General features: G+C 67.3%; 11 protein-coding genes, 1 pseudogene and 1 riboswitch. Of the genes and pseudogenes, 8 read left to right on the top strand and 4 right to left on the bottom strand.

Going from position 1 to position 15240, the window contains the following annotated elements; translation table 11 throughout:
• Positions 1-9: 9 nt before the first annotated feature.
• Positions 10-2004 carry an SDR family oxidoreductase gene (locus tag R4P95_RS24995; protein WP_317746901.1) on the bottom strand — a complete coding sequence of 665 codons (1995 nt, stop codon included), beginning with the start codon at positions 2002-2004 and terminating at the stop codon, positions 10-12.
• Positions 2005-2036: 32 nt separating this feature from the next.
• Positions 2037-4157 carry an MMPL family transporter gene (locus tag R4P95_RS24990; protein WP_317746900.1) on the bottom strand — a complete coding sequence of 707 codons (2121 nt, stop codon included), beginning with the start codon at positions 4155-4157 and terminating at the stop codon, positions 2037-2039.
• Between the two features lie 89 nt (positions 4158-4246).
• Positions 4247-4391, top strand: a riboswitch (cobalamin riboswitch).
• A gap of 106 nt (positions 4392-4497) precedes the next feature.
• Between R4P95_RS24990 and R4P95_RS24985 the strand changes: the two genes are divergently transcribed.
• The 7 genes from R4P95_RS24985 (at position 4498) to R4P95_RS24955 (ending at position 12751) form a co-directional block, all read left to right on the top strand.
• Positions 4498-5493, top strand: coding sequence for an ABC transporter substrate-binding protein (locus R4P95_RS24985; protein WP_317746899.1), 996 nt, complete (start codon positions 4498-4500; stop codon positions 5491-5493).
• Complete coding sequence (locus tag R4P95_RS24980) at positions 5490-6575, top strand: FecCD family ABC transporter permease (RefSeq protein ID WP_213577213.1); 1086 nt, start codon at positions 5490-5492, stop codon at positions 6573-6575. Before R4P95_RS24985 ends, R4P95_RS24980 begins: the two co-directional genes overlap by 4 nt.
• Positions 6572-7348, top strand: coding sequence for an ABC transporter ATP-binding protein (locus R4P95_RS24975; RefSeq protein WP_317746954.1), 777 nt, complete (start codon positions 6572-6574; stop codon positions 7346-7348). Before R4P95_RS24980 ends, R4P95_RS24975 begins: the two co-directional genes overlap by 4 nt.
• Complete coding sequence (locus tag R4P95_RS24970) at positions 7341-8072, top strand: (2Fe-2S)-binding protein (protein ID WP_317746898.1); 732 nt, start codon at positions 7341-7343, stop codon at positions 8070-8072. The genes R4P95_RS24975 and R4P95_RS24970 overlap by 8 nt, the downstream gene beginning before the upstream one ends.
• Positions 8073-8215: 143 nt before the next feature.
• Complete coding sequence (locus tag R4P95_RS24965) at positions 8216-11470, top strand: error-prone DNA polymerase (RefSeq protein WP_317746897.1); 3255 nt, start codon at positions 8216-8218, stop codon at positions 11468-11470.
• Positions 11471-11549: 79 nt separating this feature from the next.
• Positions 11550-12449 carry a DUF4349 domain-containing protein gene (locus R4P95_RS24960; protein ID WP_317746896.1) on the top strand — a complete coding sequence of 300 codons (900 nt, stop codon included), beginning with the start codon at positions 11550-11552 and terminating at the stop codon, positions 12447-12449.
• Positions 12446-12751, top strand: coding sequence for a rhodanese-like domain-containing protein (locus tag R4P95_RS24955; RefSeq protein WP_159925735.1), 306 nt, complete (start codon positions 12446-12448; stop codon positions 12749-12751). Before R4P95_RS24960 ends, R4P95_RS24955 begins: the two co-directional genes overlap by 4 nt.
• A 45-nt stretch (positions 12752-12796) precedes the next feature.
• On the opposite strand, the pseudogene R4P95_RS24950 reads toward R4P95_RS24955, so the two are convergent.
• Positions 12797-13756, bottom strand: a pseudogene (locus R4P95_RS24950) (TDT family transporter); the annotation flags it as partial.
• An 89-nt stretch (positions 13757-13845) separates the two neighbouring features.
• Between R4P95_RS24950 and R4P95_RS24945 the strand changes: the two are divergent.
• Entirely contained in the window at positions 13846-14769 is a 924-nt protein-coding gene (locus tag R4P95_RS24945) for a LysR family transcriptional regulator (RefSeq protein ID WP_250769087.1), read from the top strand.
• Here R4P95_RS24945 and R4P95_RS24940 read toward each other — a convergent pair.
• Positions 14750-15217: a tRNA (cytidine(34)-2'-O)-methyltransferase gene (locus tag R4P95_RS24940; protein WP_213577217.1), complete on the bottom strand. Its 468-nt coding sequence runs from the start codon at positions 15215-15217 to the stop codon at positions 14750-14752. The genes R4P95_RS24945 and R4P95_RS24940 overlap by 20 nt on opposite strands.
• Positions 15218-15240: the final 23 nt, after the last annotated feature.

Genomic DNA, 15240 nt, shown 5'->3' with positions numbered 1-15240 from the left:
CGAGTGCGCTCACCAATGGGCGCCGGGTACAAGCCTTCCGACCCTGCGGGCGGCGCGTCCCCACGGTGTCGACCTGTGCGCGCGTACCTCGCCGGCTCGTGGAGGTTCGGGTGTCCTCTCGGTGACGCTCTGTCCCTTGGCCGCCGGCGAGTCGGGGAACATGCGATACATCTGATGCATCACCCGGTCTTTGACGGCAGGCGCGAACATACTGCCGAGTTCCCCGAGAGTGCCGCTGGGGACATCGATGCGCTTCGGCCGCTCGACCAGGGCCCGGACCACCATGGCCGCCGCCTTCTCCGGTGAGGTGATGGGTCCGACGTTGTAGTTGCCGGTCGGTGCGATCATCGGCGTCTCGACGAGTGGCATGTGGATGGTGGTGTACGTGATGCCGTCCGACAGTGTTTCAGCGGCGGCAACATCGGTGAACCCGTCGAGCGCCGCCTTGCTGGCGACGTAGGCGGCGAATCGCGGCGTTGCCCCCTGGACCCCGGCGCTGCTGATGTTGACGATGTGCCCGAACCGGCGTTCACGCATCTGCGGAAGGAACGCGAGGACGAGTCGAACGGCACCGAAGTAGTTGACGGCCATGGTGCGTTCGAAGTCGTGGAACCGCTCGGTCGAGCGGTAGAGGCCCCGCCGGATCGACCGGCCGGCATTGTTGACCAGCATGTCCACGTGACCGTGCTCGGTGAGGATCGCGGCGACCGTGCGTTCGACCGACGTCTCGTCGGTGATGTCGCACGGATATCCGAACGCCGCACCGCCCGCCGCGCGAATCTCTGTGACCACGGCCTCGAGTTCCTCGGTACGTCTCGCGAGGAGAAGAACTTTCGCGCCCTTGCGGGCCACGGCGATCGCCGCGCTGCGACCGATCCCGGAGGAGGCCCCGGTGATGACGACGTGCCGTCCCACGAGCGGTCCGCCGGGGTGGGAGCGGCGGGCCCGATGGGGATCGAGATGGTTCTGCCAGTAGGTCCACAGCGCCTTCGTGTAGGAGGCGAAGGGCGGAACCTCGATTCCCGTACCCTGCAGAGCATTTCGCGTCTCTTCGTTGACGAGGACGGTAGGCAGCGTCATGTTCGCCATGAGCACGGGCGGGATGCCGAGCCCGTCGAGGACCAACTTGCGGCCCGTGTCGAGAGTCGAGTCCGGGGTGGGTGTCAGAAAGGGACGGACCAGTCCGCCGGGCAGGCTCGCCGCCGGGCGCGGGGCACCGGCGGCCTTGGCGAGCCCCGCGTAGATCTCGCGGACCGGCTGCGGGCGCGGATTGACCAGGTGGAACACCTGACCGTCGCGGTCCGGTGCCGACATCAGCTCCACGATGGCCGCCGCCACATAGTCCACGGGAACGACGTTGGTCGATCCGATGTCGGGGACAGCCACCGGGAGTGCGGCCGGGAGCTTGGCGAGAGTCGAGATGGCGGGGAACAGGTAGTATGGCCCGTCGATCTTGTCCATCTCACCGGTGACCGAACTGCCGACCACCACGGCCGGGCGGTAGATCCGCCAGCGCAGTCCCTCGCTGTCGCGAACGATCTTCTCCGCCTCGAACTTGGTGCGGTGGTAGGGCGTCGGAAAACTCTGTCCCCGATCGAAATCCGACTCGGCGAAGGTGCCCGCGTAATCGCCCGCGACCGCAATCGACGACACGTGATGAAGGGTTGCGCCCAGCTCTGTCGCGAGGGCGGCCACCGCGCGCGTGCCGTCGACATTGGTCGACGCCTGCTCGTCGCCGACGGTGAGGTCGTAGATCGCGCCGAGGTGCAGAACGTGCTGGGCCGCCGGCACCGCGGCGAGGCCGAGGCCGGGCTCGGTCAGGTCGCCGATCAGCGGATGCACACGATCGCCGCCGGGCATGCTTTCGGTGAGGGCATCGAGTTTGGTCAGCGAGGAGGGGCGGACGAGGACGAGTATCTCTGCTGTGTCATCGCGGTCGAGGATCAGAGGCAGGACGTGTCGACCCAGAAATCCGGTTCCGCCCGTGACGAGGTAGGTGGCCATTCCCCGAACTTACTCCGAAGTAAGATGATGCACTAGTGACGGATTCCGACCTTGGAATGGACCTTCGTCATCCACGCCGGAGCCCACCAGTTGGCCGGACCCATCAGCTTCACCAGCGACGGCACGAGCAACATGCGCACCACGGTGGCGTCCACGAGCAGCGCCACGATCATGCCCACCCCGAGGAACCGCATGATCGACAGGCCGGACACGGTAAATGCTCCGGTGACCACGACGAGCAGCAGAGCGGCCGCGGTCACGATCCGCCCCGTGCGCTCCGTTCCGAAGCGCACCGCTTCCTCCGTGGTCGCCCCCGCCGCGTGCGCCTCCACCATCCGTGACATCAGGAACACCTCGTAGTCGGTGGACAATCCGAACACGACCGCGAGGATCAGGACGACGAACGTCGCCTCGAGCGGTGCCGGACTGACCCCGAGCAGGCTCGCGCCGTGGCCGAGCTGGAAGATCCAGGTCAGGACACCGAAGGTGGCGGCCAGGCTCAGTCCCGCCATGGCCACCGCCTTGAGCGGCAGGACCACCGAGCCGAATGCCAGGAACAGCAGCACCAGCGTCGACAGCACCATGATCGCCACCATCGCGGGCAACCAGCGGACGATCGCCGCGTTGCTGTCGTCGACGGTGGCCTGTCCACCGCCGACGAGGAGTTCGGTCCCTTCCGGTACTGCGATGTCTCGCAGGGCCGCGACCGCACCACTCTGGTCGTCGCTGTCGACGCCCTCCGCGTATACCGCCTGGACGGCGACCAGTTCACCGTTCGACGCCACGACAGTGGCCGCACCGATGCCCTCGACCTGTCCGGCCTTTTCGGCGACGGCGGCACCGTCCGCGGCAGTCGGTCCGCTGCCGTCTGTGCCCCGCAGAACAAGGGTGGCTCCGTTGCCCGTCGTCGGGAACTCCTGGGTGAGTGTGTCGGTGGCGATGCGCGCAGGGTCGTCCGCGGGCAGCGCGGTGTAGGTGACCTCTCCGAGGGAGGCGCTGAGGAGGGGAGCTGCCAGGACGAGAAGTCCGGCGACGATTCCGACTGCGATCGCGGCCGGCCTGCGCATCACCCACGTGACGACGGACCCCCAGAACATGCGGGCCCTCGCCTCGCTGCGCGGGGCTGCGTCCTTGCGCCAGCTCCCTGCGTTGATGCGTGGGCCGAGGATCGCGAGGAGAGCGGGGACGGCGGTCAGGGACAGCAGCGCCGCACTCGCGACCGCGGCCATGGCACCGAATCCCAGCGATGCGATGACGTCCTGGGGAAACACGAGCATGCCCGAGAAGGCGCACACCAGCAGCAGTCCGGAGAACAGAACGGTGCGGCCGGCCGTGAGCACGGTGCGCCGGGTGGCCTCGGCAGTGTCGGCGCCCGACTCCAGTTCTTCACGGAAACGTCCGACGACGAAGAGCCCGTAGTCGATTGCCAACCCGAGACCGAGCAGAGAGGCGACATTGATCGCGAAGGAGTTGACGTCGGTGAACAGGGTGAGCACCCGAAGGGTTGCCAGCGCGCTGAAGATGGAGAGCAGTCCGACGAAGACGGGTACGGCCGCGGCGACCACGCCGCCGAAGAGGAAGACCAGCAGGACCAGTGTGATGGGAAGCGCAATCGCCTCCGCCAGCACCAGATCCTGCTGGAGCCGGTTGTTGAAAGCCACACCCACCACCGAGTTGCCCGCGAACTCGGTGTCGATGCCCTCGACTTCGAGCTTGGGTAGCAGGCCGTTGAAGGCGGCCACCGTGATTCCGGCTTCGGGGTCGACGGTGACCGCGGCCGACGCCTTGGTGCCGTCCTCCGACACCATCCGCTGCTTCGTCGTGGTGTCCGCGGTCCAGTATGAGGTGATCTTGTGCGTGGGGACCTCGGCGGCGAACCGTTCGAGATCGGCGGTCACCTCGGGACCGATGTCGTCGAGCGTTCTCCCTTCGGGCGCGGTGTAGACGACGATGATGTCCGCGGTCTGCGGACCCAGGTTGGCCTCGACGATCCTCGCCACTTCAGCGGACTCGCTGCCGGGGTCGGTGTAGCCGCCCGAGCCCAATGTCGCGAACACCCCCGTACCCCAGACGCCGCTCACCAGTACGGCGGCCACGGAAAGCACCAGAATCCACCATCGCCGGGAAACAACGGTCGAGGCCCAACGTGTCATGCGTCATCTCCGGGTCGTCGTCGGCATTGTGCGACTGCCGACTGTAGTGCGCGTGCTGCGGTGAGCGGCGGTGGTGTGATCCGGCTCCCGCGCCATGATGCATACTCGGATGTGCACGTGCAGCCACACACATGGGGGAAGCCGGTCCGAATCCGGCGCTGACCCGCAACGGTGGGCCATCGGAGTATTTTCCGGTGGCGAGCCCGATTACCCGGTGTGTGGTGTGCGACATCCATTCGTCGTGGTCTACGAAGCGGAGTCCCGCAGGCGCACCGCGACTCCGGTCGTGGAGTGACCTGCACGACTTTCATTCGTGGCTCTGAGCCGCAATGAGGTTTACATGCACCGTCTGTTGTTCCGAAGGTCCGGATTGCTCACCGCCGCCGTGGCAGTGCTGCTCGCTGCCGCCTGCTCGCGTGGGGAACCTGGCCCGGGCACTACTTCCGTCGAGCCGTTCACCGCCGCGGTGACGATCACCAATTGTTCGCTCGCGCAGAGCTTCGATGCACCACCCCAGCGCATCGTCAGCATGAACGATCATGTCACCGAGGTTCTGATCGAGATGGGTGTCGGCGACCGTATCGTCGGCACCGGGTACGGTGACGCCACCCCGCTACCCCCATTCGCCGAGGAATTCGCGAAGATCCCGCATCGGTCGAAGGAGTATCCGACGCGAGAGCAGTTACTCGACCTCGAGCCAGACCTGGTCGTGGGGGGAATGCGGAGCGCATTCGACGAGAAGGAGGGGCGTTCGCGAGAGTTCCTCGCCGACCAGGGCATTCCCACGTTCCTGTTCTCCGAGTACTGCGGGCAGGGCTTCCCCGACATCGCTCTGCTGCGGGACGACTTCACACAGCTGGGCGAAGTCCTCGCAGTTCCGGACAGGGCGCGTGCGATCAGCGACCGAGTGACGTCCGGATTGCAGTCCGTGCGCGCGACACTTGCGGGCAGTACCGCCGTCCCGGTGTTCTTCTACGATTCCGGCGAGGACGTCCCGCTGACTGTCGGCGGTGTCGGAATCGGTCAGCTCATCGCGGACCATGCGGGTGCCGCGAACATCTTCTCCGAGGGGCAGAAACCGTTTTCGACGGCCACCTGGGAGGTTGTCGGAGAACGCAGTCCCGAGGTGATCGTCGTCCTCGACTACGGCGCGACGAGTGCACAACACAAGATCGACTTCCTGACCGCACACCCGATCATGTCGGCGACGCCTGCCGTGAAGGCAGGCCGCTTCGTCGTCGTACCGCTCGACGACTTCTTCGAGAGCCCCCGCCTCGTGCGGTCGGTCGAGACCATCGCGCGCGCCGTCCATCCCGGCGCCTTCTCCGCGCGATGACGGCGCTCACCGAACGGACCGAGGTGCGCCCATCCGCGCCCTCAGCTCGTTCCCCTCTCGGATTTGCCGGGCTGATCGTACTTCTGGTGCTGACCACGCTGTTCGTGGTCGGGCTCGCCGTGTCGTTCGGTTCGGTGCGCATACCGGTGGGTGACGTCTGGGCGATCGCGGTGAACCGGATGCTGCCCGGTGCGTTCGAGGTCTGGTGGTCGCAGGCACGGGAATCCATCGTCGTCGGTTCTCGTCTGCCGCGGGCATTGACCGCGGCGACGGTGGGCGCCGCGCTGGCACTGTCCGGTGCGGTGGCGCAACTCGTGACCCGCAACCCGCTGGCCGACCCATACCTGCTCGGCGTGTCCTCGGGTGCCGGTTTCGGTGTCGTGATCGTGACGGTGCTCGGGTTCGGCGCCGGAATGCTCGGGGTCTTCACCGTTCCCGTGGCGGCGTTCGTCGGCGCGATGGTGCCGTTGTTCCTGTCGCTGGCAATCGGCGGACGGTATCCGCAACCCACTGCGATCATCCTCGTCGGTGTCGCGCTGGCACAGGTCTTCTCGGCACTGATCACCTTCTCGCTCCTCGTGCTCGCCGACGAACGGCAACTCGGTTCGGTGATGCATTGGCTCGCAGGCGGATTCGGTGACGCGCGCTGGTCGACGATGATCTTTCCCGTATCGGCGCTCGCGACGGTCGGCACTGCCATGCTGTGGAGTGCCCGCCGGATCGACGTGCTGCAGACCGGGGACGACGGAGCGGCCGCGCTCGGCATGAACGTGCCCCGCTTCCGGATCGTCCAACTGCTGGGAGTGTCACTACTGGCCGGCGCTGCAGTCTCGGTCGCCGGGGGTATCGGCTTCATCGGCCTCCTCGTACCACACCTGGCCGGTTACGTCGTCGGTATCCGCGCCGCCAGGTTGTTACCGGTCGCCGCGCTGCTCGGTGCGATCGCCATGGTGGGAGCCGACACCGCGGCGCGGTCGATCACGTCGAGCCTCGAGGTGCCGGTCGGTGTCGTCACTGCGCTCGTCGGCGCCCCGCTGTTCGTGTGGATGCTGCAGCGCCGCTACCGGCGGGCCGAACGATGACCGGGCTGGGCGTGCAAGGACTCCGGGCCCAACTCGGCTCACGCGACGTGCTGCACGGGGTCGACTTCGCTGTCCGGCCCGGCGAGCTGCTCGGCCTGGTAGGGCCCAACGGGTCCGGCAAGACGACGGCGCTGCGCTGCTGCTACCGCGCGGTGTCCGCCACCGCGGGCGCCGTCGTCGTCGGCGGGGTGAACGTTGCCGACCTGGCCCGGCGACAACTCGCCCGCACGGTCGGGGCGGTTCCGCAGGAGCCGCAGTCGTCGACGGGGGTGACGGTGCGCGAGTCGGTGTCGCTGGGCCGGATTCCCCACCAGGGTTGGTTCGAGCGCGACAGCGCCGCCGACCGCGAGATCGTCGAGAGGTCCCTGCAGCAGGTGGGGTTGGCGGAACTCGCGGGGCGCGACGTACAGGCGCTCTCGGGAGGTGAGCGTCAACGGGTGGCGATCGCGCGGGCGCTCACGCAGCAACCGCGCGTCCTGCTCCTCGACGAACCCACGAATCACCTCGACCTTCGTCATCAGCTCATCCTGATGGAATTGCTGCGCGATCTCGCCGCCGGCGGACTCGCACTCGTGGTGACCATGCACGATCTCAGGTTGGCGGTGCAGTACTGCGACACGCTGGCGGTGATGCAGCATGGACGGGTGATCACCGCCGGCCCACCACCCGATGTCCTCGACGACACGGTGCTGGGCGAGGTGTTCGGAATCCGCGCCGTTGTGCGGTCGGGGCCGAGGCGGTCGATGGACATTCTGGGGTTGGCCGATGGATGAGCACCTGGCGCAGACGTACGCGCTGACCGCCCGTCGGGTTCCGCTGCTGGCCACCTGGACGGCGCTTCCCGACGGCCGCTCGTTTCCGGCAGCAGACATGGCAGACGCCGAGTGGATGGCCCACCGTCTCGCGGACACCGCGCGCCGGTGGGGCAGTGGGAATCCCCGGGTCAACGGCACCCTGTGGTGGTATTCGGCCAGTTCCACCCTGACCGGGATCCCGATCGCGACGGCCCTCGTCACCGGTGTCGCTGCCTGCCCTCGATTGGAGGGTGCTCGGGCGTTCCTGACCGCCGATGGATACCTCGGCGGTCTGACGGCATCGTCGGTGCTGCCGGTGGCGGATCTGGCGTCGGAACTCGCGGGGACGTTGACCGTTCTCGTCGACGCACTGGCCGAGGCGTCCGGAGTGCGGCGGGCAGTGTTGTGGGCGATCACCACCGATTCGATCGCCAACCGCGCGCTCGACGCCGGCGACGGGATCGGTGATCGTATGAGAGGGAGCATGTTCGCCCGGCAGCTCGTCGACGCCATGCGTGCCGACGGGGTGGTTCTGCCCCGACCGCGGTTCGTCGACGTGCACGCCGGTACGTTGACCCGCCGGTTCACGCAGCGGGCGTCGTGTTGCCTGATCTACGAGACGCCCGGTTCGGCCAAGTGTGTGAGCTGCCCGCGGAGGCCGGCCGAGGACCGTCTGGGTGGTCTGGCCGCGCTCGTGACGTGAGTCCGGTGGCCCGCGTTGACCTGCCTGCGAGTGTGATGGCAGACTGAGAGTGTTCGAACTTGCGTTCGAATGATGCGTCTTCCCCGGTGGCATCTTCCATGGTTTCGGCACGGCACGTGCTCGGCATGAAGAGGTGTGTAGTAGTGGGTTGGGGCAACGGTCCGCCGTCGTGGTCGGAGATGGAGCGGGTCCTGTCGGGCCGACCCGGACGCGTCGACCCGCAGTCGCTGTATCCGGGCGACGGCAGCGACAGTCCGGCGTGGTCACGCAAGCGGGGAGAGTATCGGGCAGGCGAGCAGATACGTGCCGGCTCCACCGTCCCCTACGCCGAACTGCACGCGCATTCGGCGTTCAGCTTCCTCGACGGTGCCTCCCCGCCGGAGGAATTGGTGGAAGAGGCGGTCAGGCTGGGTCTCGAGGCCATCGCGCTCACCGATCACGACGGGTTCTACGGTGTGGTCCGGTTCGCGGAGGCGGCGAAGGAATTGAACATGCGCACGGTGTTCGGTTCCGAGCTCACCGTGGGCGACGCCCATCTGCTGGTCCTTGCACGAGGACAGGAGGGATATCGCCGACTGTCCCGGGAAATCGCGGCAGCGCACCTGGCAGGAGGAGAGAAAGGCAAAGTTCTCTACGACATGGACCGGCTCGCCGATGCGGCGGGAGGTCATTGGCAGATCCTGACCGGTTGCCGCAAGGGGCAGGTGCGTCAGGCCTTGGCTCACGGCGGTCCGGACGCGGCGGCCCGCCGGTTGCGCGAGCTGATCGACCGGTTCGGGGCCGAGCGGGTCACGGTGGAACTCACACACCACGGCATTCCGGAGGACGGTGAACGCAACGACTGCCTCGCCGAACTCGCGCAACAGCACGAACTGGGTGTAATAGCTACCACTGCAGCACATTTCGCAGCCCCCCCGCGCCGGCGGCTGGCGATGGCGATGGCCGCGGTCCGGGGTCGCCGCAGCCTCGACGACGCGGCCGGGCAGCTACCTCCGACGGGCGGATCCCACCTGCGTTCCGGCGAGGAGATGGCCCACCTCTTCGCCGCGTACCCGGAAGCGGTCAGCGGTGCGGCGAAACTCGGGCTGGAATGCGCCTTCGACCTCCGGCTCATCGCACCGCAGCTACCACCCTTCGACGTGCCCGACGGCCACACCGAGGCCAGTTGGTTGCGTCAGCTCACGATGGAAGGGGCGCGCCGCCGTTACGGTGCACCGGAGGACCACCCGCAGGCGTACCGGCAGATCGAGCACGAGCTCGATACCATCACGACGTTGAACTTCCCTGGCTACTTCCTGGTGGTCCACGACATCGTGTCGTTCTGCAAGAACAACGACATCCTCTGCCAGGGACGGGGTTCGGCGGCCAACTCGGCGGTCTGCTACGCCATCGGCATCACCAACGTCGATCCTGTGCGCAACAAATTGTTGTTCGAACGTTTTCTCTCACCCGAACGCGACGGCCCGCCGGACATCGATGTCGACATCGAATCGGACCGCCGCGAAGAGGCCATCCAGCACGTCTACGCGAAGTACGGGCGGCAGTACGCGGCGCAGGTGGCCAACGTCATCACGTACCGGGGGAAGTCCTCGGTGCGGGACATGGCACGGGCCCTGGGCTTCTCGCAGGGCCAACAGGATGCGTGGAGCAAACAGGTCGATCGCTGGGGAGGCGTCGGAAAGGGGAAGGGCACCGACATACCCCCTGCCGTGCTCGAACTGGCAGCCCAGATCGAGGGATATCCACGGCATCTCGGCATCCACTCCGGCGGCATGGTGATCTGCGATCGGCCCATCGCCGACGTGTGCCCGGTGGAGTGGGCGCGCATGGAGAACCGCAGCGTCCTGCAATGGGACAAGGACGACTGCGCGGCGGTGGGCCTGGTGAAGTTCGACATGCTGGGACTCGGCATGCTCTCGGCCCTGCACTACATGATCGATCTGGTGGCCGAGCACAAAGGGATCGAAGTGGATCTGGCGCAACTGGACTTGTCCGAGGAGGCCGTCTACGACATGTTGCAGCGGGCCGACTCGGTCGGGGTGTTCCAGGTGGAGTCGCGGGCGCAGATGGCCACCCTCCCGAGGCTGAAGCCGCGGAATTTCTATGACCTGGTGGTGGAGGTGGCTCTCATCCGGCCCGGACCCATTCAGGGTGGTTCGGTGCATCCCTACATCCGCCGTCGCAACAAGCTCGAACCGGTCACCTACGACCACCCGTCGCTGGAGAAGGCGCTCGAACGCACCCTGGGGGTGCCGTTGTTTCAGGAGCAGCTGATGCAGGTAGCGGTCGATGTCGCGGGGTTCACTCCGGCCGAGGCCGACCAGCTTCGCCGGGCCATGGGGTCCAAACGCTCGACGGAGAAGATGGAGCAGCTGAAGGACCGGCTCTATCAGGGCATGCGGGACGTTCACGGAATCGGTAGCGACGTGGCCGACCGGATCTATGAGAAGCTGTACGCCTTCGCCAATTTCGGGTTTCCCGAGAGTCACTCGCAGAGCTTTGCGGCGCTGGTGTTCTATTCGTCGTGGTTCAAACTGCATCATCCGGCCGCATTCTGCGCAGGTCTGCTGCGGGCACAGCCGATGGGGTTCTACTCGCCGCAGTCGCTGGTGGCCGACGCCCGACGGCACGGGGTGCGGGTGCACGGTGCCGACATCAACGCCAGTCTCGCGCACGCCACCGTCGAGGCCGGGGGCCTGGAGGTGCGGCTCGGTCTCGGGGAGGTGCGGCACATCGGTACCGCACTGGCCGAGCGCATGGTCGAAGTCCGGAACGACGGGGGTCCGTTCACCTCCTTCCTCGATCTCACGGGCCGGGTGGAACTGAACACGGCCCAGGCCGAGTCGCTCGCCACTGCAGGGGCCCTCGACAGTTTCGGTATCACCCGGCGGGAGGCGTTGTGGGCCGCGGGCGCCGCGGCAGGGGAGCGGCGTGACCGGCTTCCCGGAATGGGGGCGTCCACTCGGGCGCCGACCCTGCCGGGAATGAGCGATCTCGAACTGGCGGCAGCGGATGTGTGGGCTACCGGAGTGTCCCCGGACACCTATCCCACCCAGTTCCTTCGCCCGCAACTCGATGCGCTCGGGGTGATTCCGGCAGCCCGGTTGCTGCAGATTCCCGACGGCGATCGGGTCCTGGTGGGCGGTGCCGTGACACACAGGCAACGCCCGGCGACTGCGGCCGGTGTCACGTTCATCAACCTCGAGGACGAGACCGGGATGGTCAATGTGGTGTGTTCGGTGGGCCTGTGGGCGAAGTACCGCAAGCTCGCGAACACTGCACCTGCGCTCCTGGTGCGGGGCAAGGTCCAAAATGCGGAGGGGGCCGTCACGGTGGTGGCGGATCGCCTGCAGTTGATGGACTTGCGGATGAAGGCCAAGTCCCGGGACTTCCGCTGAGCGCGCTCGGTGATCGCGTGCGGGCACATGTCGTCGTCGATCGTCAACCGGGCCTTCGGCACACCGCTAACATTCGGGCATGAAGAGATACGTTCTGTCGGCCATCGTCCTCATGTCGCTGGTGCTGGCGGGGTGTGGCGGATCCGACAGCGACTCTTCCCAGCCCGCGCCCGCGCCCGCGCCGGTGCCCGGTGACAGCAGGTCGCTGGAAGCGGGGGGTGCGCTGCAGGCGCCCGCGAAGGATCAGGCACCCACCGAACGGCAGGAAATCATCACCGGCCAGGTGTCGATCACTGCCGACGACCCGGTTGCGGTGGGCAGGCAGATCGTCGACAAGGTCGATGCGGTGGGTGGTCGTGTCGATCAGCTCACCGAGCAGCCCGGCTCGGAAGATCAGGATGCCAGCAGTTCCCTCACCATCCGCGTGCCCGCCGACGACCTCACCCGCACGCTGGACGATCTGCGAGAACTCGGCAAGGTCACCAGCGTCAGCGTCACCAAGAGCGATGTGACGATGCAGTCGCAGGATCTCGATGCCCGGATCGGTGCGTTGACAGCGTCGGTCACCCGGCTCCAGGGGCTCATCGCGTCGGCCGCGAACACCGCCGATCTGATCGAAGCGGAGAGGGCACTGTCGGAGCGGCAGGGCGAACTGGACAGCCTTACCGCGCAGAAGCGGTTGCTCAGCGATCAGATCGCACTCGCCACCCTCACGATCGACGTCACCACCACTGACACGGAAAGACCGAGCTCGGGCCCCGACAACTTCTGGGAGGGTCTCGTCGCCGGGTGGCACGCTCTGCTGTCGGCGATCAAGGGCGGCGCGGTGGTCGTCGGGGCGCTGATTCCCTGGTTCGGTTTCGTGGCCGTCATCGCACTGGTCGTCTACGGCGCGTACCGTCTGCGCCGGATGTACAACACGCCGCGCCGGCCCACGACCGGTACGGCGCCGCAGAAAGAAGAGGCGAACACCGAATGATCGAAGTCGACCTGTCGGCGTTGGACGAGGCGTTGGCGTCAGGCGCCCCCGTCATCGACGTGCGTGAAGCCGACGAGTACGCGCAGGTGAGGGTGCCGGGCGTGACCCTCATCCCGTTGAGCGAGTTCGTCTCCCGAGTCGGGGAGATACCCGACGCCGACGTCGTGTACGTGATCTGTGCGGTCGGTGGGCGCAGCCTGCAGGCCGCTGAATACCTGAACGGTCGAGGAATCAACGCCGTGTCGGTCGCCGGCGGCACCTCGGCCTGGCTGCAGTCGGGACGACCCGTCGAAACCGGTTAGCGCACGCTCGACCAGCAGTCGATGCAGGTAGCGCAGCGTGCGGAACACCACGACGCTCCAGATCAGAAGCAACGCACACCACAGCGTCGTTGCCGCGCCCACGATCACCGTCGAGTGCATCGCGCTGCCCAGTGCGTTCGCGCCCAGAGCGCAGGTACCGACGGGAAACGTGAAACTCCACCAGGCGGGCGTGAAGTCGAGTCCTCGGTGAAATGCCCGCGCCGTCACCGTGATCACGGTTGCGAGCGCGAGAACACCGCCCGCGCCCACGGTAGTTCCGTAGACGACGCCGACCGTGTGGAGCCAGGCGTGCCCGGACGCGGCGCCGAGTAGGTTGATCGCCGCGACCGACTGCCCGATCACTCCCAGCGGTATCCACAAGGTCGGGACGAGGGCGGTGCCCGGAAGGCCGTCGCGCAGCAATTGCCGGCCGACGACGACGGTGACCGCCACTGCCGCGGTGAGAGCCAGCGCGAACAGTGCGTAGCAGAACACCAGCAACGTGATCTGCGGCGCGCCTTCCGGGAGGTGCCGGACCAGTGCGGCGCCGCCCGAGGCGGACACCATCGGGGGAACCACCGGCAGCAACCACGACGGCGTGGGCGTCACCCGGTACGGCTGCAGCAGTCGGCCGGCCATCACTGCGTAGGTGACGACGCCGACGACCGTCCCGATCGACCACAGCGCCGCCGCCACGGTCACCGACAGTTCGCCGAGACGGTGGTGACCGGCCGAGCCGGTGGCCGCGCCGACCGTCGACAGGGCCATCGACACGGCACCGTAGAAGGGGAACATGGTGTGGCTGCGGACGTCGGCCAGGGCCTCGTCGCGACACCGGAACCAGTGGCGCCCGAGAGCGGTGGCCAATGTGAGAAGTAGCGCGGCGGCGAGCAGCCAGAACACCTCGGACACGCCGCGTACGCCGGGAACCTCGGTCGGCAGCGAGGCGGCCACGACCGCGACGATGCCGGTTCCCATCACGGCTGCGAACCAATTCGGTGTCATGCCCACAGCCTGCCGAGTACCTGTCGCCGCCGGTAGAAGGCTTGCGGTTGCGTACCCACAAATTGCGTTTGTGGGACTAGCCTTGGGATGTGCCGCTCTCTCCCCGAGTCCCCGAACTCAATGCCCTCGATGTACTGCTGTCGGTCGAGCGTCTCGGGAGCATGGGTGCGGCGGGCCGCGAACACGGACTCAGTCAGCAGGCGGTCAGCGCGCGGGTCCGCACGGCGGAGCGTCTGTTCGGCATCAAGGTGTTCAGCCGCGGCGCCAGCGGAGTGCGGCCCACGGCCGAAGGTGCTCTCATTCTCGAATGGGCCAGTCACATCCTGGCGACAGCGGAGGAGCTCGCGTCCGGAGTCGCGGCACTGCGGGGTGAGAGGCAGGCCGGGCTCACGGTGGCGGCCAGCATGACCATCGCCGAGTACCTCGTTCCGGGCTGGACGGTCGCGATGCGGCGCAAATACCCCAACGTGGTCACATCGGTGCGCCTGCTCAACTCGTCCGAGGTGACGGCGCGCGTGTTGTCCGGTGAGGCCGACCTCGGTTTCGTCGAGGGACCCGACATTCCGCCGGGGCTGCAGTCCCGGGAGATCGGCCGGGATCATCTCGTCGTGGTCGTCCCGCCGGACCATCACTGGGTTCGACGCTCGCCGATCCCCGTGTCGGAGTTGGCAACCACGCCGATGATCCAACGGGAGTCGGGTTCGGGAACGCGCACCACGCTCGAGAATGCGGTACCGCACTGTGTCCCACCTCTATTGGAGCTCACCTCGTGCACCGCGGTGAAGGCCGCGGTGATCGCCGGAAACGCGCCGGCAGTGCTGTCTTCCCTCGCGGTAGCAGCCGACCTCACCGACGGGCGGCTGGCCTCGGTGCAGGTAGAGGGGTTGACCCTCCCGCGGCGGTTGTCGGCCGTCTGGGATCCGGTGCGGGGAGTGCGCGGTGCCGCACGGGACTTCCTCGACATCGCGGTCGGGGCCACCGCGGGAGCGGGACTTACAGCGCAGCCCCTCTGAATCCGTGCTGCCGCCACGCCTCGTACGTCACCAGGGCAGCGGCATTCGACAGATTCAACGACCGCCGGCCGGGCAACATCGGGATGCGCAGGCGTTCCGTCACGTGCGGGTCGGACAGCACATCCTGCGACAGCCCGGTGGGTTCGGGGCCGAAGAGCAGTACGTCGCCCGGTTCGTAGGAGATATCGGCGTACGACACGGTGGCATGGGCTGTGAAGGCGAACACTCGCGCCGGTTCGACTGCCGCCCACGCGGCGTCCAGATTTTCGTGGACGGTCACAGACGCCAGGTCGTGGTAATCGAGCCCCGCGCGCTTGAGTTTCGGTTCCGAGAGGTCGAACCCCAGCGGCCCCACCAGATGCAGCTCACATCCCGTGCCTGCCACCAGGCGGATGGCGTTGCCGGTGTTGGGTGGGATACGGGGTTCGTGGAACATCACTCGGAACACCCGCACAGCTTAGGGGTATGCCG

The organism is Rhodococcus sp. IEGM 27, assembly GCF_033142305.1.
In the GTDB taxonomy this organism is placed as follows: domain Bacteria; phylum Actinomycetota; class Actinomycetes; order Mycobacteriales; family Mycobacteriaceae; genus Rhodococcus_F; species Rhodococcus_F oxybenzonivorans.
Note: the sequence above shows the minus strand (reverse complement) of the source record. Positions and strands in the feature narration are given on the sequence as shown.

Bases quoted from the DNA above. Each gene is read 5' to 3' on its own strand.
- R4P95_RS24995 (WP_317746901.1), bottom strand. From the start codon at position 2,004: ATGGCCACCTACCTCGTCACGGGCGGAACCGGATTTCTGGGTCGACAC.
- R4P95_RS24990 (WP_317746900.1), bottom strand. From the start codon at position 4,157: ATGACACGTTGGGCCTCGACCGTTGTTTCCCGGCGATGGTGGATTCTG.
- R4P95_RS24985 (WP_317746899.1), top strand. From the start codon at position 4,498: ATGCACCGTCTGTTGTTCCGAAGGTCCGGATTGCTCACCGCCGCCGTG.
- R4P95_RS24980 (WP_213577213.1), top strand. From the start codon at position 5,490: ATGACGGCGCTCACCGAACGGACCGAGGTGCGCCCATCCGCGCCCTCA.
- R4P95_RS24975 (WP_317746954.1), top strand. From the start codon at position 6,572: ATGACCGGGCTGGGCGTGCAAGGACTCCGGGCCCAACTCGGCTCACGC.
- R4P95_RS24970 (WP_317746898.1), top strand. From the start codon at position 7,341: ATGGATGAGCACCTGGCGCAGACGTACGCGCTGACCGCCCGTCGGGTT.
- R4P95_RS24960 (WP_317746896.1), top strand. From the start codon at position 11,550: ATGAAGAGATACGTTCTGTCGGCCATCGTCCTCATGTCGCTGGTGCTG.
- R4P95_RS24955 (WP_159925735.1), top strand. From the start codon at position 12,446: ATGATCGAAGTCGACCTGTCGGCGTTGGACGAGGCGTTGGCGTCAGGC.